At 69.5% G+C, this 19,053-nt stretch carries 17 protein-coding genes; 13 read left to right on the top strand and 4 right to left on the bottom strand.

Annotated elements, in window-relative coordinates:
- Window positions 1-2: 2 nt before the first annotated feature.
- The 3 genes from ligA (at window position 3) to QOZ81_RS01455 (ending at window position 5,067) form a co-directional block, all read left to right on the top strand.
- Complete coding sequence (gene ligA, locus QOZ81_RS01445; RefSeq protein ID WP_291202701.1) at window positions 3-2,006, top strand: NAD-dependent DNA ligase LigA; 2,004 nt, start codon at window positions 3-5, stop codon at window positions 2,004-2,006.
- A gap of 88 nt (window positions 2,007-2,094) precedes the next feature.
- Entirely contained in the window at window positions 2,095-3,444 is a 1,350-nt protein-coding gene (locus QOZ81_RS01450; protein ID WP_291202698.1) for a serine/threonine-protein kinase, read from the top strand.
- A 69-nt stretch (window positions 3,445-3,513) separates the two neighbouring features.
- Window positions 3,514-5,067, top strand: coding sequence for a serine/threonine-protein kinase (locus tag QOZ81_RS01455; protein WP_291202694.1), 1,554 nt, complete (start codon window positions 3,514-3,516; stop codon window positions 5,065-5,067).
- On the opposite strand, the gene QOZ81_RS01460 is transcribed toward QOZ81_RS01455, so the two are convergent.
- Window positions 5,055-5,468 (bottom strand): hypothetical protein, encoded by a 414-nt coding sequence (locus QOZ81_RS01460; RefSeq protein WP_291202692.1) that lies wholly within the window; start codon window positions 5,466-5,468, stop codon window positions 5,055-5,057. The two genes, QOZ81_RS01455 and QOZ81_RS01460, sit on opposite strands and share 13 nt — an antisense overlap.
- 43 nt (window positions 5,469-5,511) lie before the next feature.
- Between QOZ81_RS01460 and QOZ81_RS01465 the strand changes: the two genes are divergently transcribed.
- Entirely contained in the window at window positions 5,512-6,666 is a 1,155-nt protein-coding gene (locus QOZ81_RS01465; protein ID WP_291202690.1) for a trans-sulfuration enzyme family protein, read from the top strand.
- On the opposite strand, the gene QOZ81_RS01470 is transcribed toward QOZ81_RS01465, so the two are convergent.
- Window positions 6,663-7,187 (bottom strand): class IV adenylate cyclase, encoded by a 525-nt coding sequence (locus QOZ81_RS01470; protein ID WP_291202687.1) that lies wholly within the window; start codon window positions 7,185-7,187, stop codon window positions 6,663-6,665. The genes QOZ81_RS01465 and QOZ81_RS01470 overlap by 4 nt on opposite strands.
- 57 nt (window positions 7,188-7,244) lie before the next feature.
- Here QOZ81_RS01470 and QOZ81_RS01475 point away from each other — a divergent pair, with 57 nt between their 5' ends.
- The 4 genes from QOZ81_RS01475 to QOZ81_RS01490 all read left to right on the top strand — a co-directional run bounded on the left by QOZ81_RS01475 (window position 7,245) and on the right by QOZ81_RS01490 (window position 11,503).
- On the top strand, window positions 7,245-8,537 hold the full coding sequence (locus QOZ81_RS01475; protein ID WP_291202684.1) for a hypothetical protein: 1,293 nt from the start codon (window positions 7,245-7,247) through the stop codon (window positions 8,535-8,537).
- Window positions 8,538-8,622: 85 nt separating this feature from the next.
- A complete protein-coding gene (locus tag QOZ81_RS01480; RefSeq protein WP_291202681.1) occupies window positions 8,623-9,888 on the top strand; it encodes a response regulator in 1,266 nt (421 codons plus the stop codon).
- Window positions 9,889-9,942: 54 nt separating this feature from the next.
- Window positions 9,943-10,587, top strand: a complete 645-nt coding sequence (locus tag QOZ81_RS01485; RefSeq protein WP_291202678.1) for a hypothetical protein — start codon at window positions 9,943-9,945, stop codon at window positions 10,585-10,587.
- 67 nt (window positions 10,588-10,654) lie between these two features.
- Window positions 10,655-11,503, top strand: coding sequence for a MerR family transcriptional regulator (locus QOZ81_RS01490; RefSeq protein ID WP_291202675.1), 849 nt, complete (start codon window positions 10,655-10,657; stop codon window positions 11,501-11,503).
- Between the two features lie 6 nt (window positions 11,504-11,509).
- Here the strand turns inward: QOZ81_RS01490 and QOZ81_RS01495 are convergent, their stop codons facing one another.
- A complete protein-coding gene (locus QOZ81_RS01495; protein ID WP_291202672.1) occupies window positions 11,510-12,427 on the bottom strand; it encodes a YoaK family protein in 918 nt (305 codons plus the stop codon).
- A 65-nt stretch (window positions 12,428-12,492) separates the two neighbouring features.
- Between QOZ81_RS01495 and QOZ81_RS01500 the strand changes: the two genes are divergently transcribed.
- From QOZ81_RS01500 to QOZ81_RS01510, 3 genes are all read left to right on the top strand, one after another.
- Entirely contained in the window at window positions 12,493-13,500 is a 1,008-nt protein-coding gene (locus QOZ81_RS01500; RefSeq protein WP_291202669.1) for an asparaginase, read from the top strand.
- A gap of 80 nt (window positions 13,501-13,580) precedes the next feature.
- Window positions 13,581-14,849, top strand: coding sequence for a serine--tRNA ligase (gene serS / locus QOZ81_RS01505; protein ID WP_291202666.1), 1,269 nt, complete (start codon window positions 13,581-13,583; stop codon window positions 14,847-14,849).
- 68 nt (window positions 14,850-14,917) lie between these two features.
- Window positions 14,918-15,607 (top strand): ATP-binding cassette domain-containing protein, encoded by a 690-nt coding sequence (locus QOZ81_RS01510; protein ID WP_291202663.1) that lies wholly within the window; start codon window positions 14,918-14,920, stop codon window positions 15,605-15,607.
- Between the two features lie 16 nt (window positions 15,608-15,623).
- Here QOZ81_RS01510 and QOZ81_RS01515 read toward each other — a convergent pair whose 3' ends face one another.
- Entirely contained in the window at window positions 15,624-17,528 is a 1,905-nt protein-coding gene (locus tag QOZ81_RS01515) for a peptidylprolyl isomerase (RefSeq protein WP_291202660.1), read from the bottom strand.
- Window positions 17,529-17,602: 74 nt separating this feature from the next.
- Between QOZ81_RS01515 and def the strand changes: the two genes are divergently transcribed.
- Together def and fmt are read left to right on the top strand one after the other, a co-directional pair.
- Window positions 17,603-18,106, top strand: a complete 504-nt coding sequence (gene def / locus QOZ81_RS01520; RefSeq protein WP_291202657.1) for a peptide deformylase — start codon at window positions 17,603-17,605, stop codon at window positions 18,104-18,106.
- Window positions 18,103-19,023 (top strand): methionyl-tRNA formyltransferase, encoded by a 921-nt coding sequence (gene fmt, locus QOZ81_RS01525; RefSeq protein WP_291202654.1) that lies wholly within the window; start codon window positions 18,103-18,105, stop codon window positions 19,021-19,023. Before def ends, fmt begins: the two co-directional genes overlap by 4 nt.
- Window positions 19,024-19,053: the final 30 nt, after the last annotated feature.

A 19,053-nucleotide genomic window follows, 5' to 3' on the forward strand; every position in this document is an offset into this window, starting at 1 on the left:
GCATGACCGACCTGCGGCAGCGGATGAAGGACCTGGCGGACCAGGTGCGCATGCACCGGTACCGCTACTACGTGCTGGACCAGCCCACGGTCTCCGACGCTGAATACGACGCACTGGAGAAGGAACTGCGCGCCATCGAGGAGGAACATCCCGAGCTGGCCGACGCGAACAGCCCGACCCGGCGCGTGGGCGCGCCGCCGGTGGATGCCTTCGAGAAGCGCCGTCATGGCCAGCCCATGCTCAGTCTCGACAACGCCTATTCGGAAGCCGAGTTGCGCGAGTGGGAGGTGAAGTGGCGCAAGCTGGCGCCGGAGGCCGGGCCGCGCTATGCGGCCGAGCTCAAAGTGGATGGCCTGTCCCTCTCGCTGCGCTACGAAGGACGCGAGCTGGTGGAGGCCCTCACCCGGGGCGACGGCGAGACCGGTGAGCTGGTGACCGAGAACGCGCGGACCATCGCGGACATTCCATTGCGGCTGCCCGCGGAGGCGCCCGTGCGGCTGGAGGTGCGGGGCGAGGTCTTCCTGTCCCGCAAGCGCTGGGAGGAGCTGAACCGCCAGCGGGATGCCCGCGGCGAGGCGCGCTTCGCCAACCCGCGCAACGCCGCCAGCGGCACCATGAAGCTGCTGGACAGCCGCGAGGTCGCCGCCCGCGGCCTGTCCTTCCTGCCTTGGCAGGTCCTCTGGAGCGAAGGCGGGGAATGGGATCACGCGCAGTCCATGGCTCTGCTGGGCGCATGGGGTTTCGGCGTGATGCCGGCCCATGGCGAGGGCGACCTGGCGGGCGTGCTGTCGTTCATCGCGGAGCAGGCCGAAGCCCGGCTCCGGCTGCCCTTCGATACGGATGGCGTGGTGCTGAAGGTGCTGGATCCCGCCCTGCAGCAGCGCCTGGGGGCCACGGACCGCGTACCCCGGTGGGCCATCGCGTTCAAGTTCCCCGCCACCCAGGTGACCACCACGGTGCTGGGCATCACCTGGCAGGTGGGGCGCAGCGGCAAGCTCACGCCGGTGGCCGAGCTGGAGGCGGTGGAAGTGGCGGGTTCTACGGTGCGCCGGGCCACCCTGCACAACGCCGACGAGCTGGCGCGCCTGGGCCTGAAGGTCGGACATCGCGTGTTCATCGAGAAGGGCGGCGAGGTCATTCCCAAGGTGGTGGCGCTGGTGCCGGGCGAAGAGGGCCGGGACCTGCCGGCGACGCTGATTCCCGCGACATGCCCCGAATGCGCCGGCGAGGTCGGCAAGACGGATGATGCAGAGGTGGCCATCCGCTGCCTCAATCCCGAGTGTCCCGCCAAGCTGGCGGCGCGGCTGCTGCACTTCGGCGGCCGCTCCGCCCTGGACATCGAGGGCCTGGGCGAGGCCCTGGTGGAGCAGGTGGTGGCATCCAAACGCTTCGAACAGCCTTGGGAGCTGTTCAGCCTGCTGCAGGAACCCCGGCTGGGGCTGGCCTATGTCTCCGGCCTGGACCGCATGGCCGAGAAGTCCGCCCAGAACCTGATGCAGGCCCTGGACGAGGCCCGCATGAAACCCCTGGCCCGCTGGATCCACGCATTGGGCATCCCCATGGTGGGCGCCCGCACCGCGGAACTGCTGGCCGAGGCCTACCCCTCGCTGGATCTGCTGTGGGTAGCCGATGAACAGAAGCTGCAGGCCGTGGAGGAAGTGGGACCGAAGGTCGCGGCCGCCCTGCGCGCTTTCGTGGCCCTGCATCCGGAACTGCCGGCGCGGCTCGCGGAGCTGGGCGTGCGGCCCGCGCCGCCCGCGCCCCGGGACTTGTCGGGGCTGCCGCTGTCCGGCGAGGTCGCGGTGGTCACCGGCACGCTGCCTTCCCTGTCGCGGGAGGCGGCGGAGGCCCTGCTGAAGCGGCTGGGCGCCAAAGTCACGGGCAGCGTGTCGCCGAAGACCACCCTGCTGTTGGCCGGCGAGAAGGCCGGATCCAAGCTGGCCAAGGCAGAGACCCTGGGCATCCCCGTGCGCGACGAGGCCTGGCTGCGGGGGCTGGAAGGCTGATCCTGGACGAATGGGCCCGGGGGGAAAAAGCCCTGGACGGGGGGGCAGGCCCGTCCGATGATCGGGAAACCATCGTCCGGAAACCTCCGTGCTGACGCGCCTTGGCAAGTTCGAAATCGTACGGCTGCTGGCCCAGGGAAGCATGGGTGAGGTCTACGTGGGTCGCGATCCGATCATCGGCCGGGAGGTGGCCATCAAGGTCATCCACACGGCGGCCGGCATGGGCCCCCAGGCCCGGGAGCGCTTCGCCACCGAGGCCCGCGCCGCCGGCGTGCTGAACCACCCCAACATCGTGACCGTCCACGAGCTGGGCGAGGAGCAGGGCGTCCTCTACCTGGCCATGGAGTTGGTGAAGGGGGAGGACCTGGGCACGCTGATCCGGGCCGGCACGCTTTCCCCCAAGGACACCCTCGAGGTGCTGGCCCAGGTCTGTGATGGCCTGGCCATGGCCCACCGCCACCAGATCCTGCACCGGGACATCAAGCCCTCGAACATCCGGGTCGTGTGGGACGGCAAGAGCCTCCAGGCCAAGGTGCTGGACTTCGGCGTGGCCAAGATCATCAACACGGACACCACGGACGAGGGCACGGTCTTCGGCACCGTGAACTACATGGCGCCGGAGTACCTGCAGAGCGGCCGTCCCGACTCCCGCAGCGATCTCTTCGCCGTGGGCGTGATCCTCTACGAGTCCCTGGCCGGCATCCCGCCTTTCGACGGCCCCAGCCCCGGCTCGGTCATCTACCGGCTGCTCCACGAGAACCCCACGCCGCTGCCGCCCACGGCCTTCCAGGGCATCAGCCGTGATGTGCAGGGCATCCTCCACCACGCCCTGGCCAAGGACCCGGCCAACCGCTTCCAGACCGCGGAGGACCTGGCGGCGGTCCTGCGCGCGGCCAAGGACACGGCCTGGCGCTGGGAGCAGGAGCGCCCCACGGTGGCCCTCAAGATCAAGGGGCTGATGTCCCCCGGCCGCGGACCCACGCCTCCCACACCACCGCGGGGCGTGCCGATGGTGCGCCCGACGCCGCATCCCGCCCCGGCGAAACAGGCCAGCACCACGGCTTCCGGATCCATGTTCAGCCCCGTGATCGTGTCCCGTCCGGCGGCCCGCGAAGCGCTGGCCCCCCAGGGCACCGGCCCCTACGGCCGCGCCGAGGTCCGCCAGGACGTGCTGGAGACCACCAAGCTCCAGCTGCTCCAGGCCCTGGAGATCGATCCGAGGAACGCCAAGGCCCACGCCATGCTGCTGGTCACCCACTACCGCCTGGGCCGCATGGATGCCGTGATGCAGACCCTGCGCCAGGCCCGGGACCGCGGCATCCCCTCGGCGGAGCTCCGGGCCGTGCCCCGCTGCAACCAGGTGGTGGCGGAAGAGCTGCAGACCTGCCACCTGCCCCTGGACCTGCATGGCGAATTCATGGAGTACTTCGGACTCTGAAGCTTTCCCGGGGCTCAACCGAGAAGGAGGGTCTGGGTTCCATGGTGTTTAGAGTGCCTAGGTGGTGACATGCTCCAGAAGCTGGGCCGGTTCGAGATCCTGAAGCGCCTAGGGCAGGGCGCCATGGGAGAGGTCTACCTGGGGCTCGATCCGGCCATCGGCCGAGAGGTTGCCCTCAAGACCATCCACCGCGAGGCGGCCCAGGGTGCCGAGGCGCGGGAGCGCTTCGCCCGGGAGGCCCGGGCCGCAGGCACGCTGAACCATCCGAACCTGGTGACCATCCACGAATTCGGCGAGGACCAGGGGGTGCTCTACCTGGCCATGGAATTCGTGCCCGGCGTGGACCTGGAGGCCATGCTGCGCGATCGCGTGCTGGCCCCGGTGGAGGCCCTGGAGGTGCTGGCCCAGGTCTGCGATGGCCTGGGCTACGCCCACCAGAAGGGCGTGCTGCACCGGGACATCAAGCCCAGCAACATCCGCGTGCGCCGCGAAGGCGACCGCCTGCATGCCAAGGTCATGGATTTCGGCATCGCCCGGGTGGCGGGCTCGGACATGACGGGCACCGGCACCCTGCTGGGCACCTTCGGCTACATGGCGCCGGAGTACATCCGCACCGGTGTGCCCGACCCCCGCAGCGACCTCTTCGCCGTGGGGGTGATCCTCTACGAGGCCCTGGCGGGCCATCGGCCCTTCGAGGGGGACACCACCGCGACCATCCTCTACCGCCTCGTGAATGAAGAGCCCGCGCCCCTGTCCGCCTCCGACCTGCGCGGTCTCGGGCCTCAGGTGGGTCAGCTGCTGGCCAAGGCCCTGGCCAAGGATCCCGCCCAGCGCTTCCCGACTGCGGAGGCCATGGCCCGCACCTTGCGCGAGGCAATGGATCCCGCCTGGGCCGGCCTGCCCGGCACCCAACCCACCCGGGCCCTGCCCAGATCGGCGGTGCCGCCCCTCGCGACCACCCCTCGGCGGACATCACGGAGTCCCTGGCCCTGGATCGCCATCGCGTCCACGGTCGTGGCTGGAGGGGTGGGCGTCTGGGCCTGGCGGGACTTACCGAAGGCCCCCCGGCTCATCACGCTGCCCGCTCCGACCACCTCGGTGCCTGCCGCCCCGGGGCCCGCGGTTGAAGCTGGCGCGAAGTCCGATCCGAAGCCGACCCTCAAGCCCGAGGCCAGACCCGACTTGCGGTCCACTCCCAAAGCGTCCACCCACCCCAGCCCGGCTCCGAAGGCCGCGCCGCGCCTGTCCGAGCAGGAGGCGGCCGACCTGCTCAACGAGGCCGCCAAGGGCATGGTGGACCAACCCCAGGGCAGCCTGGCCCAGTGCGACCGCGTGCTGCGGGACCACCCCCTGAACCCCCGGGCCTACGCCCTCAAGTGCGTCGCGCTCTATGGGCTGGGGCGCTACCAGGAAATGCCGGGCGTCCTGGACGCGGGCAAGGAGCAGGGCGTGAAGCCGGTCCAGCTGCTGGCTTTCGGCTCCTTCCAGGCCATGCTCCGCGAGGAGCGGCGGGAGCATCGCCTCCCGCGGGAGGTGCGGGAATCCCTGGCGGCCGAGATGCCGCTGGGCTCGTTGCGGCCGGGGCAGGGTGCCTGGCAGCAGCGGAAGGCTCAGAGGGACTGAACGGACTGCAGCAGCCACTCACCCTGGCGTTTGCGCCAGGTCAGGCGGAAGCTGCGCTGCGTGGCGTCCTGGGGCAGCAGTCCGCCGCCGTGGCTGGTGAGGATCAGGTCCACCGCCTGGATGGCCTCGCTTCCCTGGACGGCGACCTCGTTGCGCACCTCCGTCACGCCGACCTTCCCCTGCCGGAAGGTGCCCATGAGGAAGAAGCGGGCCGTGGCGCGGTCCATGCCCTCCGGACCACGAAACGCAGGGTCCAGCGGGGCCATGGCGGCAGTGGCGTCCCCGGCTTCCACGGCCACACGGCAGGCCTCGAAGGCCTTCCGCACCTGGGCCTCGGGGTTGTCGGCCCGGCAGGCCAGGAGGACCGCCAGGACGCAAACCGAGGCAATCCTTTTCCTCATGGGCCCACCCCATCACACTGGACGATCACGGAAGGATAGCGCCATGGACCACAAAGGCCGCTTCGACACGCTCTGCATCCACGCCGGCCAGGCGCCGGACCCCACCAATGGCGCCATCATGACGCCTGTGTACTTCACCAGCACCTACATCCAGGAGGGGCTGGGCATCAACAAGGGCTTCGACTACGCCCGCGTGCGCAACCCCACCCGCGACGCGGTGGAGGCCAACCTCGCGGCCCTGGAAGGCGGTGCCCACGGCATGGCCTTCGGTTCGGGCATGGCGGCGGTGCAGGCCATCTTCGAGCAGCTTTCCAGCGGCGACCACGTGGTGCTGGGCGACAACGTGTACGGCGGCACCTTCCGCCTGCTGGACAAGGTGATGACCCGGTTCGGCCTCACCTACACCCAGGTGGACACGGGTGATCTCGCCGCCTTCAAGGCGGCCCTGCGGCCTAACACGAAGCTGGTGATGCTGGAGACGCCCACCAATCCCATGCTGGGGATCACCGACATCCCCGGCGTGCGCCAGGTGATGACCCTGATGGGCTGCACCGCCGTGCTGGCGGTGGACAACACCTTCGCCACGCCCTTCAACCAGCGGCCCCTGGAACTGGGCGCGGACCTGGTCTTCCACTCCACGACGAAGTACCTGAATGGCCACAGCGACTCCATCGGCGGCATCGCCATCACCAACCGCGAAGACATCGCCGAGGGCCTGCGCTTCCACCAGAAGGCCGCTGGCGGCATCCTCTCGCCCATGGAGTCCTGGCTCATCCTGCGCGGCACCAAGACCCTGCACCTGCGCATGGAGCGCCACAATGCCAGCGCCCTCACCATCGCCCGCTGGCTGGAGGGCCGCAAGGACCTGCAGCGTGTCTACTATCCGGGCCTGGAATCCCATCCCCAGCACGCCCTGGCCAAGCAGCAGATGAAGGGCTTCTCGGGCATCGTGAGCTTCGATACCGGCGATGCCGAGCGCACCCGCCGCATGGCCTCGGCGTTCAAGGTGTTCTCCCTGGCCGAAAGCCTCGGCGGCGTGGAAAGCCTCGTCTGCCACCCGGCCAGCATGACCCACGGCAGCGTGCCCGAGGCCGACCGCCAGCGCCTGGGCATCAACGACAACCTGCTGCGCCTGAGCGTGGGCGTGGAGGATGTCCGCGACCTGATCGACGACCTGGACCGGGTGCTGAAGGTCTAGCCCAGCCCGTTCGCCGCGAAGAGCTCGGGGTAACTGCGGGTCTCGGCGCGGTCGGGGGCGAGGCCCAGGCTCTCCATGGCCACACGGATGGCCTGGGGATCCCCCTCCAGTTCCAGGTAGCAGCCGAAGGGCGTCTCATCGAGGCAGGCCTCCAGCTCCGTCCGCTCCCACACGGCGCGCACCTTCTCCATGCGCATCACGGGCGCGTAGCCGAGGGCCCGGAGGATGGCCTCCAGGGCTTCAGGATTCTCGATGCCGCTTTCCTGCTCGGGGCGGATCTTCAGCATGGCGTCGGGGATCTTCGGCCCCTTCCAGGTGAGCCGTGACTGGCCCGCATAGGATCGCGTGCGCAGGGCCGATCCCACGGCGCGGAGCGACCCGTCCCGGTCCCAGAGCACGCTGATCTCGGCCTGGGCGGGGTGGACTTCATGGAAGCCCAGGGCCTCCAGCAGGGGCCGGTAGGGACCCGTGGCCGGGATGCGCAGTTTCAGCTCGGTCTCGATGGCGGATTTGTGCTTCATCTGGGACCGGCCTCCCGCCGGGGTGGGGCATGATGGTGCAAAGGCACCGGAAACCTTGTGATCCCCCAACGGTACATCATCGCCAGCCTCTTCATCGCCGCCATGCTGCTGCTCTTCGCGGTGGTGCAAGCGCCGCGTCCGGTCAGCGCCGGGGGCGTCACGGCCGTGGAGTCGCCCGCGATCATGAACCTGGGGGGCTACGAGGCCCAGTCGGAATTCCGGCTGGCCGATGGCTGGGCACCGCGCTTCCAGGGCACCCAGGATCCGGACCAGCCCGATGCCTGGCCCTTCGAGGGCGGCTTCGGCACGCCCTGGGAGCCGGCCTCGCCCTATCTGGCGGATCAGGGGCTCGCGCTGAACGGCCCCGGGGGCCGCAGCGAGGTGGTGCTGTGGCGGGGGCTGGAGTGGCGGCACTACCGCTTCGACGCCCCGCTCTGCTCGGCCCGTCTGGATCCTGCCAAGGGCAGCCGCCTGCTGGTGACCCTGCAGATGGGTCCGGCCCGCTTCGAGAGCCGCCTGCTGGAAATTCCGGAGGGTCGCGTGCTCTGGTCCGCGCAGTCCGGCCCCTGGAGCCGCTTCAGCTGGGATGGCCGGGCCGTACTGGTCGGCCTCTCCGAGCCCGGAGAATCAAAGCTGCTGCTCAGCGCGCTGCCCGTGGATGCGGAACCCGGGGAAGCGACCCTCGCGGCCTGGGACGAGCCCGGCCTGCCGGCGCCGCCCAAGGGCATTGCCACGAAGACGGAGGCCCTGTCCGAGGATGGCCAGGATCTTCCGGGCCTGCGGGTCGAGTTGCCGTGGCACACGGGAGACCGCGTGTGGATGCCCCACGGCGATCGCCTCTGGCATGGTGGCGCCTCGGGATGGACGCTTTGGGGGCTGGAGGGCCCCCGCTGGCGCCGCCTGGCCGCCGGCCCCGGCGTGCTGAATGCCCACCCGCCCCAGCGCATGGCCCTGGTGGAGGCCCTTCCGGGCGAGGACATGGTCCGCAAGCTCAGCCCCGTGGCCAAGGCCGACTGGACCGCGGTGGCTCCCGACGCGTTGCCCTGGCCGGCCTGGGATGCCGCCTGGGCCTGGCGCGAGAGCGGAGCCTTCGACGCCTGGGATCAGCGCTGGAACGAGAGCGCCCTGCCGCCCGAGCGGCAGCGGCAGGCCCTGTTCGAGTCCTATCGGGCCGAGTGGCGCTCGGCCATGGGGCTCAGGGCCTCGGTGAAGGGCTGGCTGCCGCGGGGGCCGGAGATCGCCCTGCGGGAGCCCTTCGGCGTGGCCTGGATCTGGGTGGGGGACCGGGTCCTGATGGTCCGCCTTGTGGAAGTCGAGCGGGTCCGGATTCTCAAGAAGCTGCTGCGCTGAAGCGAACCATTGTTATCGAAGTGCACATTTCTGGTAGCGTTGTGCCCAGCCACTCTTTCTTCCTCCCGGCTTCCCGAGGTTTCCGATGCCGCGTCTCCTCCTCGTGGACGACAATCCCAGCATTCACCGGATTGCCGAATCCCTCCTGGCTCCCACGGATGTGGAGCTCATCTGCGTGGATTCCGCCGCAGAGGCCCTGGATCGCTTGGAGCGGGGCGAGCGCTTCGATGTGGCCCTGGTGGACACGGCCATGCCCGGCATGGACGGCTGGACCCTGCTGACCCGCCTGCGCGCCCTGGAAGCCACGGCCCAGATGCCCATCGCGCTCATGGCCGGCGTGCTGGATCCCGTGGATCCCGCCAAGCTGGCGAAGGCTCCCATCCAGGGCTTTCTGAAGAAGCCCATCGAGCTGCGCGAACTGGGTGATCGGGTGAAGGCCCTGTTGGCCACGCCTGTCGTGGCGACTCCCTCCCCCTTCAGCACCGTGCCCGCGACGCCGGCCCGGGATCTGGTGAGGCGGGCCGAAGAGGCCCTGCCCGAGCTGCGGCCCGAGCCGGCGGCGGCGCCCAGCGCACCCGAGGTGGCGGACCTGCCCGTGCCCGAACCCGACGACGATCTGCTGGTGCTGACCGCCGAGGATCTCTGGCCGGAAGAGGCTGAGCCGGTGCTTCCGGAGCCGGACTTTGCCGCCCCGGTTCACTCGGATGTCCATCTGGAGCTGGAGGAGCTGGACCTCGACAGCCTCCAGGACCTGACCAGCGAGGCGCTGCCCCCGGTGGTTCCGGCCTTCGAGGACCAGCCCGAACCCGTCCTGCCCGATTTCGACCCGGCGGCGGTGCTCGCCGACGACGATGCGCTGGTCACCCTCTCCGGTCTTGAAGAGCTGGAGGCCCTGCCGGCTGATTTCCAGATGACCCTCCCGGAACCTGAACCCGTTCCGGCCGTGGAAATGGTGGAGGACGACGATGCCTTCGCCGGCCTTCCTGATGCGGCCTCCCTCATCGGTGGCATGGGCGTGGCTGCGGCGGCGGGCCTGGTGGTGCATGAAATCGCGGCGCCGGAGGTTCCCGAGCCTGCCCCGGCGAACCCGGAACCCGCCCTTGTCGCGCCCGTCGAAGCCGAGGGGCCTGCCGCAGGTGGTCAGGTGCCTGCCGTTCCTGGTCAGGTGGTCCCGGGTTCCGCGGTGCCCGTCTCCTCCGAGCAGGCGCAGGCCCTGGTGCAGGCCCTTCTGGCCGACCCGGTGCTGGTGGATGCCCTGGTCAAGGCCGTGGTGGCCCGCATGGGTGATCAGGTGCTTCGGGAGATCGCCTGGGAAGTCATGCCGGATCTGGCGGGAAGATTGCAACATTAGGCGCATGAAGCGCTCTGTCCCCCTGTTTCCCAGGCTGTCCACCAGGTTCCCCTCATGATCACCGGCTACAACACGGATGTGCGCCACGGGAACCGGGTCTTCCATGTGCAGACGGAAGACAAGGGCCTGTCCAACCCCAAGATCGAAACCCTCATCTACGTGGGGGGCGAGATCCTGGACAGCTACCGGTCCTCCTACGAGGATCTGATTGTGGCCCCGCCGATTACCGAATCCGTGATCCAGAGCCGCATGGACGAGCAGCACCGCGCGGTCATCCGGGACATCAAGAACGGGAAGTACGACCTCACGCCTCCGGATCTGCTGGAGCAGCAGGCCTTCAACGACCGTCCCCTGGACCAGGCCATCCTGGAGTTCCTTCAGCAGGAAGGCGATGTGGACACCCTGGAGCTGGTGCTGGACCAGCCCCTGAAGCCGGCCTTCGGAAGCCTGTTCAAGGTGCAGGTCCGCGCGCGGCTCTGCCAGAGCCAGAGTCCCGTCTCCGGGGCCGAGGTCGCAGTGAAGCTCGTGTCCAGCCTCAAGAAGGCCACGGGCCTGCTCTCGGGGAAAACCGGCGTCGATGGCTTCTTCGTGGGCGAGGTCCAGCTGCCCCCGAGCCAGCCGGGCCAGTGCGCCGTGGTGGTGAGCTGCACCAGTGATCAGGGCTTCGATGAGGTGAAGGCCACCGTCGTCGCCGTCTAGATTGTCTTGATATAAATTTAGACAATCTGTTGAGACGGATTATCATGATTCCGTGGATGGGGGAATCATGGCCAAGGTCGAGCCAGGGTTGTTGAGCATCGGGGACATCTGTTCGGAGACCGGGCTCTCGGCGGACGTGGTGCGGGTCTGGGAGCGCCGCTACGGATTCCCCGTGCCGGTCCGGCTGCCCTCGGGCCACCGGCGCTATCGGCAGGAGGACCTGCACCAGCTGAGGCTCATGGCCGAGGCCGTCGCCCAGGGGCATCGCCCCTCCCTGGTGGCCAGGACCGGGGAGGCAGCCCTGAAGCGGCTGCTGATCCCCAGGGACAACCCCCGGGTGGAGCGGCTGTTCGAGGCCGTCGCGGCCCTGGACACGGACGGGATGCGCGGGCTCCTGAAAGAATCGATCGGACAGCTGGGCTGGAAGCCCTTCCTCCAGCAGGTGGTGGCGCCCCTGCTGGACCGGGTGGGCATGGCCTGGGCGGATGGGACCATCGACATCCACCACGAGCACCTGGTCACGGAGGTGCTGGAGGACCTGCTGCGGCAGCTGCGCCTGGACTGCCGGATCCTGCCGGGCCTTGGCTCCGTGCTGCTGTGCACCCTGCCGGGTGAACGGCATCGGCTGGGGCTGCTCATGGCGGCCCTGGCCTACGCCTCCCAGGGCATCCGGACCGAGCTCCTGGGTGTGGATCTCCCCGTGGCGAGCATCGCCCAGGCTGCCCGGGCGTTGAAGGTGGATCGCGTGGCCGTCAGCCTGTCCATCCAGAGCTCGGGGGAGACGACCCGGCGCCTGCTCATGGACCTGAAGGACCGGCTGCCCGCAGGGTGCCGCCTGCTCATCGGCGGCCAGGGGGCGGTGCGGACGCGGAAGATCGAGGGCGTCGAAAGGATGAGCGGCCTGGAGGTGCTCTGAGCGGCCTCAGGCGTCGTGCGAGGCGTCCTGTTCCGCTGGGGCCCACTGTCGCTTCAGGCGATGGAGCAGGAGCCGCAGCTCCAGCAGCAGGGGGCGGGCCGCGAGGAAGCACAGGAACCCGGCGAGGGGCACCGTCACCTTGAAGCCGACGTGCCGGAACCCGAGGGCGCCCACCACGCCGCCGCCGAGGAAGGACGCGAGGATCAGCAGCAGCAGGGTCAGCTTCTGGCGGTTGGCGACGATGCGCTCGCGGCCGTGGCGGTTGTGGACGTTCACGTAGGTGAGTTTGCTCAGCTCGATGCCGATGTCCGTCACGGTGCCCGTCAGGTGCGTGGTGCGCACGGCCGCGCCGGAGATGATGGAGGTCACGGCGTTGTGCAGGCCCATGATGAAGCAGAGCAGCATGACGGTCATGGGCAGCGTGAACTGGATCTCCTGCTGGAGGCGGTTCCCCATGAATCCGAAGATCAGCATCAGCACGGCCTCGAGCGCGAGAGTAAGCGCGTAGCGGCTGCGCATGCGGTGCCGCTGCCCGAAGCTGATGAGCGTGGTGCAGACGAAGGCGCCGCCCAGGAAGCTGAGCATCATGGCCAGGGCCGCGAGTGCAGTGGTGAGGTCGCCGTCCGCCAGCTCGTCGGCCATGGATGAGACGACGCCGGTCATGTGGGACGTGTAGTGGCTCACCGCCAGGAAGCCGCCGGCGTTCACCGCGCCAGCCACGAAGGCCATGGCCCAGGCCAGCTGGCGGTTGAGGGTTTCGGAGCGCAGCGCCCCTTCGCGCACCAGCAGCTTCTCCTGGATCGGCAGCGTGGCCAGGGCCGATTCCACCGCCGCCTGGAGCTGCTGGCCGTCGAGGCGGTTCCTGAGCAGCCGCCGCAGGTAGCGGGCCACGATCAGCTGGATGGTTCGGGGGATGCGGCGCATCGATGGATCAGTGTACCGGGTCGGGAGTCGCTCCAGCCTCCGGCTCTAGCTTGTAGACTCATCCCATGCGAAAGATCCTCCTCCTCCACACCGGCGGCACCCTCGGCATGGCCCCCAGCGGGGAGCCCGCCTCCCTGGCACCCGGGAAGTTCCTGGACCACCTGCTGGAGCAGGTGCCGGAGCTGGGCCAGCTGGCAGAGCTGTCGGTGGAGGTGCCCTTCAACCAGGATTCGGCCTGCATGGAACCTGCGAACATCCTGGCCCTGGCCCGGCGGGTGCGGTCGGCGGCGGGGAGTTTCGACGGCTTCGTCATCATCCATGGCACCGACACCATGGCCTTCACGGGCTCGGTGCTGGGCTTCCTGCTGGCGGATCTCGGCAAGCCCGTGGTGCTCACGGGCAGCCAGCGTCCCCTGGCCTTCGTGCGCAGTGATGCCCGCAGCAACCTCGTCAACGCCGTGGACCTGGCCTGCCGCGCCATCCCCGAAGTGGGCATCTGCTTCGGCACCCACTGGCTGCGGGGCGTGGCCGCCGACAAGCTGAGCGTGAGCCAGTTCGAGGCCTTCCAGAGCCCCAACCTGCCGCCCTTGGCCGAGATCGGTGCCGAGATCCGCCTGCATCCCGAGGCGGGCAGGTTCCCCCGGCAGGTGCCCGCCGGGCTGGGCGCCGAGCTGGACCTCACGGTCCGTACGGTCACGCCCCATCCGGGCATGGCCTGGTTCCCCGCGCCCGCCGGGGCCCGGGCCGTCCTCATCCAGGCCTTTGGCGCCGGCAACCTGCCCATGGACCGTCCTGACCTGCGGGCATTCCTGGAGGACTGCCGCCAGCGCCAGCTGCCCGTGGTGGTGACCTCGCAGTGCCCCCATGGCGGCGTCGATCTGTCCGCCTACGAGATGGGACGGAAGCTGGAGGACCTGGGCGCCATCTCGGGCGGCCTGCACACCCGCTGGGCCGCCCTGGCCAAGCTGGGCCTGGTGCTGGGCGCCGGGGGCGGGGTGGCCGACGCCCGGGAGGCGTTCAGGGCCGCCTGGGCGGGCGAGCCCACGCCGGAAGGGGCTTGGCCGCAAGCCTGATCCTTCAGCCGAAGGCCATCTCCAAACGCGCCGTGGGCGCGTTTGGAGCAAGGTAAACTACACATTTCCAGGACACCTCCATGTTGGACGCCAACCTCCTCCGCAACGACCTCGACGCCGTGGCGGCCCGCCTCTCCGAGCGGGGCTACACCCTGGACCGGGCCCGCTATCAGGAACTGGACCAGCGCCGCCGCGCCGCCCTGCAGGAGGCCGAGGCCCTGAAAGGCGAGCGCAACCGCGTGAGCGAGGAAGTGGGCCGCCTCAAGCGGGCCAAGGAGAACGCGGACCACCTCATCGCCCAGCAGCGCGAGGTGGGCGACAAGCTGAAGGAACTGGAGGCGGCCGAGCGCGAGATCGAGGCGGCCTTCAAGGACTTCCTGGCCGGCATCCCCAATCCGCCCCACGCCAGCGTGCCTCCGGGCCGCGACGAGCACGCCAATGTCGAGGTCAAGCGCTGGGGCCAGGTTCCCAGCATCGAGGCACCCAAGGATCACGTGGAGCTGGGCACCTCGCTCGGCATCCTGGATCTGGATCGGGCCGCCAAGATCAGCGGCGCGCGCTTCTCGGTGCTGAAGGGGCAGGGCGCCAAGCTGGAGCGGGCCCTCATCGCCTTCATGCTCGACCGCCAGACGGCTGCGGGCTACCTCGAGGTCATCCCGCCCTACCTGGTGAACGCCGAGAGCATGTACGGCACGGGCCAGCTGCCCAAGTTCGAGCAGGACCTCTTCAAGACCTCGCGCGGGGACGGCGCTCCGCTCTACCTCATCCCCACGGCGGAAGTCCCCGTCACCAACCTCTACCGCGACGAAATCCTGAACGCGGATTCCCTGCCCCTGCGCCACTGCGCCTTCACGCCCTGCTTCCGCAGCGAGGCGGGCAGCTACGGCCGGGATACCAAGGGCATCATCCGCCAGCACCAGTTCCACAAGGTGGAGCTGGTCACTTTCGCCGCCGCCGACCAGGCGGAGGCTGAGCTGGAGAAGCTCACCGCGGATGCAGAGGCCATCCTCGAAGCGCTGGGCCTGCCCTACCGTCGGGTGCTGCTCTGCACGGGCGACATGGGCTTCAGCAGCCAGAAGACCTACGACCTGGAAGTGTGGCTGCCTTCGCAGAACACCTACCGCGAGATCAGCTCCTGCAGCTGGTTCGGCGACTTCCAGGCGCGGCGTGCCAACATCCGCGCCAGGGGCAAGGAGGGCAAGCCCGCCTTCGCCCACACGCTGAACGGCAGCGGCCTGGCCGTGGGCCGCACCTGGGTGGCCATTCTCGAAAACTACCAGCAGGCCGACGGCAGCATCGTGGTGCCCGAGGCGCTGCGGCCCTTCATGGGCGCCGAGGTGATCCGCTGACGGCAGGACCCCTTCTCTGGGCAGACGGCCTGGGCTTTCTGCGTGAGGGAGGCTGGGCGCTGAAAGCCGTGTCTTTCACCATCGCCCCGGGCGAAGCCTGGGGCGTCGTCGGCGCGAGCGGTTCCGGAAAAACCACCCTGCTGAACCTGCTGCTGGGCCTGCTGGAACCGACGGAGGGCCGGATCACCTTCGAAGGTGCGCCCTGGTCGCCCCTGCCTGAGCGGGAGCGGAGGTTTCGGCGTCCCCGCATCCAGGCAGTCTTCCAGGATGCGCTTGCCAGCCTGCCGCCTCACCGCACGGGCTGGGAGATCCTCCAGGAGCCGCTGGAGATCTGGAGTCGCGGAACCCCCCGCACCCGGCGGGAGGCCGCCGCCCGCATGGCGGCGAAGGTGAAGTTTCCGGAAGCGGCCCTGGCTCAGCGTCCCGGCTCCTGGTCCGGCGGATTGGCCCAGCGGCTGGCGCTGGCGCGGGCCCTCATGCTCGAACCCTCCCTGCTGGTCCTGGACGAGCCCTTCTCGGCCCTGGACTCGACCCTGGCGAGCCACTTCCTGGCGTTGCTGCTGGCCCTGAAGGCCGAGGGCACCGCGCTGCTCCTGGTGAGCCACGACCTGGAGCCGGTGAGGCTCCTCTGCGACCAGCTGCTCATGCTGCGGGATGGCGAGGCCCTGTGCCAAGCCCCGGCCGGGACCCTGTCGGCTCCATCGCACCCCCACCTGCTGGAACTCCTGGAGGCGTCGCCCCGATTGGCGCCCTCCTGAACGGCCGTCTGAGCTCTCAGTCTTCCATCTGCACCGACACGGCGGCGGTGTTCACGTAGATGCCGCCGAAGTGGCCCCACAGGCTGCTGAAGCCCGGACGCAGCCGGCCCTGCTGGTCCAGGGACTGCAATTCCGCGGAGAGCAGCTTCTGGGCTTCGGTGGTCTGCACGTCCTGGATGAGGCTGCGGCGGGTCTCGAAGGTGAGGGCCGGGGCCGGTTCGCGGGAAGTGACCTTGGCCACCCAGAGCTTGCCGTCCTGGGTCCAGAGCACGGGGGTGGTCTGGCCGACGGCCGTCTCCAGGAGGGCCTTGCGGATGCCCGGGTGGGTGACGAAGTCGCGCATGCCGCTGAGGGGGGCGGCAGCCTGGTCGGTGACGGGGCCCACGGCCTGGAGGCCGCCGGTCTTCAGGGCCTGCTGGGCCTTCGCGACGGCCTGCTTGCGGGCCTCTTCCACGCGGAAGGCCGCCAGGACCTTGGCGCGGATCTCCTTGAACGGGGGTACGGCCTCAGGCAGCTCCTCCTGGACGCGGAAGAGCAGGTGGCGGCCGGGGAAGGCCTGGGGTTTCGACACGTCGCCCACCTTCATGCGGAAGACCTCGGCGGCGATCTGGGACAGCTCGGGGAGGCCCTCGACCTGGGCGGAGGGCTCGTTGCTGAAGGGCTGGCTCAGCTGGGCGGGGCTGCCCAGGCTCTTGGCGGCGGCGGCGAGGTCGCCCCCGTTCGCCCGCTTGCGGATCTGCTCGAGGCGTTCCTGGGCCCGGGAGTTGAAGCGGCTGCCGGAGATCTCGCGGGCCAGCTCGGCCTTCACGTCCTCGAACTTCTTCTCGCGGCGCCCCTCCAGCTTGATGAGGTGGATGCCGAACTGGGTGCGCACGGGCTGGCTGATCTCACCCGGCTTCAAGGCCGCGGCGGCCTCGGAGAAGGGCTTGACCATCTTGGAGGCAGTGAACCAGCCCAGGTCGCCGCCGTTGCCCTTGGCGCTGGGATCCTCGCTCTGCTCTTCGGCCGTCTTGGCGAAGTCCAGGCCCTTGACGAGGCGCTGGCGCAGCAGCTGGGCCTTGGTGGTGGCCTCCTGCATCTGGGTATCGCCCTCGGCCTTGAACAGGATGTGGCGGGCCTTGAACTCGGTGGTATCGCCCTTGCGAGCCTCGAAGGCGGCCTTCAGGGCGGCCTCATCCACGTCCAGGTCCTTGCCCAGGGCGGCGCGGTCCACGGCCACGAACTGGATCACGCGACGGGGGGGCTGGAGGAAGCGTTCGCCGCCGGCCTTGTAGAAACCTTCGAGGGTGGCATCCCCGGGATCGGCGATGGCGCTGGCATCCACGGGCACCGCGACCTGCTGGAAGGCGACCTTTTCGTTGCGCAGGCGATGCTCCTGGGCGATCCAGGCCTCGTCCACGGGCACCTGCAGGGCGGACTGCTGGACCAGCTTGGTGCGCAGCAGCTCGGAGCGGATGGCCCGCTCCTGCAAGGCGGGATTGAACCCGGTCTCCTGGAAGATCTGCTTCAGTTCGGCCGTGGGCTTCAAGCCGCCCTTGGTATCCAGCAGCATGGGGTACTGGCGCAGGAAGGCCCGGAGCCGGGCGCCCACCTCCTCGTCGGTCACCACCACGTGGTGCCGCTCGGCCAGCTCCTCCATGAGCTTCTGGTTCATGAGGTCGCGGAGGGCCTGGGACTGGACGAAGGGCTTCAAGGCCTCGGGGCTGGCCTGCTTCCCGTAGCGCTGGTAGAGCTCCTGCATGTGGTCGCTCAGCTCCTGCATGGTGACTTCGTGGCCGTAGACCCGGGCCACGACCGTGTCGCGGGAGATCGCGCCCCCCGTGGGAGCCAGGTACGCGACCAGACCCAGGAGGACGACGATCATGACCGCGGCCATGGGCGTGCGGTTGGATTTGAAGACCTGGCGGAAAGAACGAAGCATGCGTGGCTCCAGACGGACCCCCCAGATTAACAAGGGAACGGCCATCGATTACACTGGAATGCTGGAGAGGTTGAATGGCCGTCTTGCCCGTGCTCACCTGGGGGGATCCCCGCCTCAAGAAGAACAGCGAGGATGTCGGGGACTGGACGCCCGAGCTGGAACAGCTCGTGGCGGACATGTTCGAGACCGCCCTCGACGAAGAGGGGGTCGGCCTCGCGGCGCCCCAGATCGGCCGGAACATCAACCTGGCCGTGATCGACTGCTCCTGCGGGGAGGATCCGGCCCAGCGGCTCGTCCTCATCAACCCGGAGATCACGCGGGAGGAGGGCTCCCAGGTGGGCCCGGAGGGCTGCCTTTCCATCCCCGGCATCCGCGAGGTGCTGGAGCGCCCCCAGAAGGTGACCATCCGCAACCGGGCCCAGGACGGCAGCTGGCACGAGCTGACCGGGGAGGATCTCATGGCCCGGGCCTTCTGCCACGAGATCGACCACCTGCGGGGCCGGCTCTTCGTGGAGTACTTCGGGCCCGTGAAGCGGCAGTTCCTCCAGAAGAAATACCTGAAGCAGGCCCGGGGATGACCCGGATCGCCTTCCTCGGCACCCCCCGCGCGGCTGTCCCGGCGTTGCGGGCGCTGGCCGGGGAGGGGGTCGAGGCGGTCTTCTGCAATCCCGACCGGCCCGCAGGCCGGGGCCGCCACCTGGAGGCACCGCCGGTGAAGGCCGCGGCCCTGGAACTGGGGCTGGCCATCCATCAGCCCCTGAGCTGGAAGGCGCCCGAGACCCGCGAGCTCTGGGAAAGCCTGAAGATCGACCTGGCCCTGGTGGTCGCCTATGGCCACCTCCTGCCCAGGTGGATGCTGGATTCCTGCCCTGGCGGGGTCTGGAACCTGCATTTCTCCCTGCTGCCCCGTTGGCGTGGCGCGGCGCCCGTGAACCATGCCCTGCTGGCCGGGGACGAGGAAATCGGCGTCAGCCTCATGCGCCTCACGCCAGGCATGGACGAGGGCCCGGTGCTGGCCCAGAGCCACCGCGCCATCAATCAGGAGGATACCGCCGAGGGCCTGCTGACCGAGCTGGCCCTGGACGCGGCGGACCTGCTCCTCGACGAGCTGCCCAAGCTGCTCTGCGGCTGCGCCCAGCCGGTGGAGCAGGAGCACGGGCGGGCCACCTATGCCCCGAAGCTCAGCAAGGTGATGGGCCGCCTGGACTGGCGCCGATCCGCGGCGGACCTGCACCGGCAGGTGCGGGCCCTGTGGCCCTGGCCGGGCTCCGAGCTTGAACTGGAAGGCCAGATCCTCAAGGTCTGCGGCGTGGGCGCCCTGCGTCCCTGCTACCGCGATCCGGGTCAGCTGGTCTGGGGCAAGGAGGGCGCCTGGCTCACCACCTCGGATGGCGCCCTGGAGCTCACCCAGCTCCAGCGCCCCGGCAAACCCGTCCAGCCCGCGCTGCAGGCCCTGCAGCCCTGGGGAGCGAGTGGAAGCCGAGTCGTCGGATGACCGGAAAACGCTGACAGGATATCCCGTCCC

Origin of the sequence: Geothrix sp., from assembly GCF_030219325.1 — a bacterium.
Classification (GTDB): Bacteria; Acidobacteriota; Holophagae; order Holophagales; family Holophagaceae; genus Geothrix.

What these genes read in the sequence shown, in the direction of transcription:
- ligA (WP_291202701.1), top strand. Translation starts at nt 3, where the DNA reads ATGACCGACCTGCGGCAGCGGATGAAGGACCTGGCGGACCAGGTGCGC.
- QOZ81_RS01455 (WP_291202694.1), top strand. Translation starts at nt 3,514, where the DNA reads ATGCTCCAGAAGCTGGGCCGGTTCGAGATCCTGAAGCGCCTAGGGCAG.
- QOZ81_RS01460 (WP_291202692.1), bottom strand. Translation starts at nt 5,468, where the DNA reads ATGAGGAAAAGGATTGCCTCGGTTTGCGTCCTGGCGGTCCTCCTGGCC.
- QOZ81_RS01465 (WP_291202690.1), top strand. Translation starts at nt 5,512, where the DNA reads ATGGACCACAAAGGCCGCTTCGACACGCTCTGCATCCACGCCGGCCAG.
- QOZ81_RS01470 (WP_291202687.1), bottom strand. Translation starts at nt 7,187, where the DNA reads ATGAAGCACAAATCCGCCATCGAGACCGAGCTGAAACTGCGCATCCCG.
- QOZ81_RS01480 (WP_291202681.1), top strand. Translation starts at nt 8,623, where the DNA reads ATGCCGCGTCTCCTCCTCGTGGACGACAATCCCAGCATTCACCGGATT.
- QOZ81_RS01485 (WP_291202678.1), top strand. Translation starts at nt 9,943, where the DNA reads ATGATCACCGGCTACAACACGGATGTGCGCCACGGGAACCGGGTCTTC.
- QOZ81_RS01490 (WP_291202675.1), top strand. Translation starts at nt 10,655, where the DNA reads ATGGCCAAGGTCGAGCCAGGGTTGTTGAGCATCGGGGACATCTGTTCG.
- QOZ81_RS01495 (WP_291202672.1), bottom strand. Translation starts at nt 12,427, where the DNA reads ATGCGCCGCATCCCCCGAACCATCCAGCTGATCGTGGCCCGCTACCTG.
- QOZ81_RS01500 (WP_291202669.1), top strand. Translation starts at nt 12,493, where the DNA reads ATGCGAAAGATCCTCCTCCTCCACACCGGCGGCACCCTCGGCATGGCC.
- serS (WP_291202666.1), top strand. Translation starts at nt 13,581, where the DNA reads ATGTTGGACGCCAACCTCCTCCGCAACGACCTCGACGCCGTGGCGGCC.
- QOZ81_RS01515 (WP_291202660.1), bottom strand. Translation starts at nt 17,528, where the DNA reads ATGCTTCGTTCTTTCCGCCAGGTCTTCAAATCCAACCGCACGCCCATG.
- def (WP_291202657.1), top strand. Translation starts at nt 17,603, where the DNA reads ATGGCCGTCTTGCCCGTGCTCACCTGGGGGGATCCCCGCCTCAAGAAG.
- fmt (WP_291202654.1), top strand. Translation starts at nt 18,103, where the DNA reads ATGACCCGGATCGCCTTCCTCGGCACCCCCCGCGCGGCTGTCCCGGCG.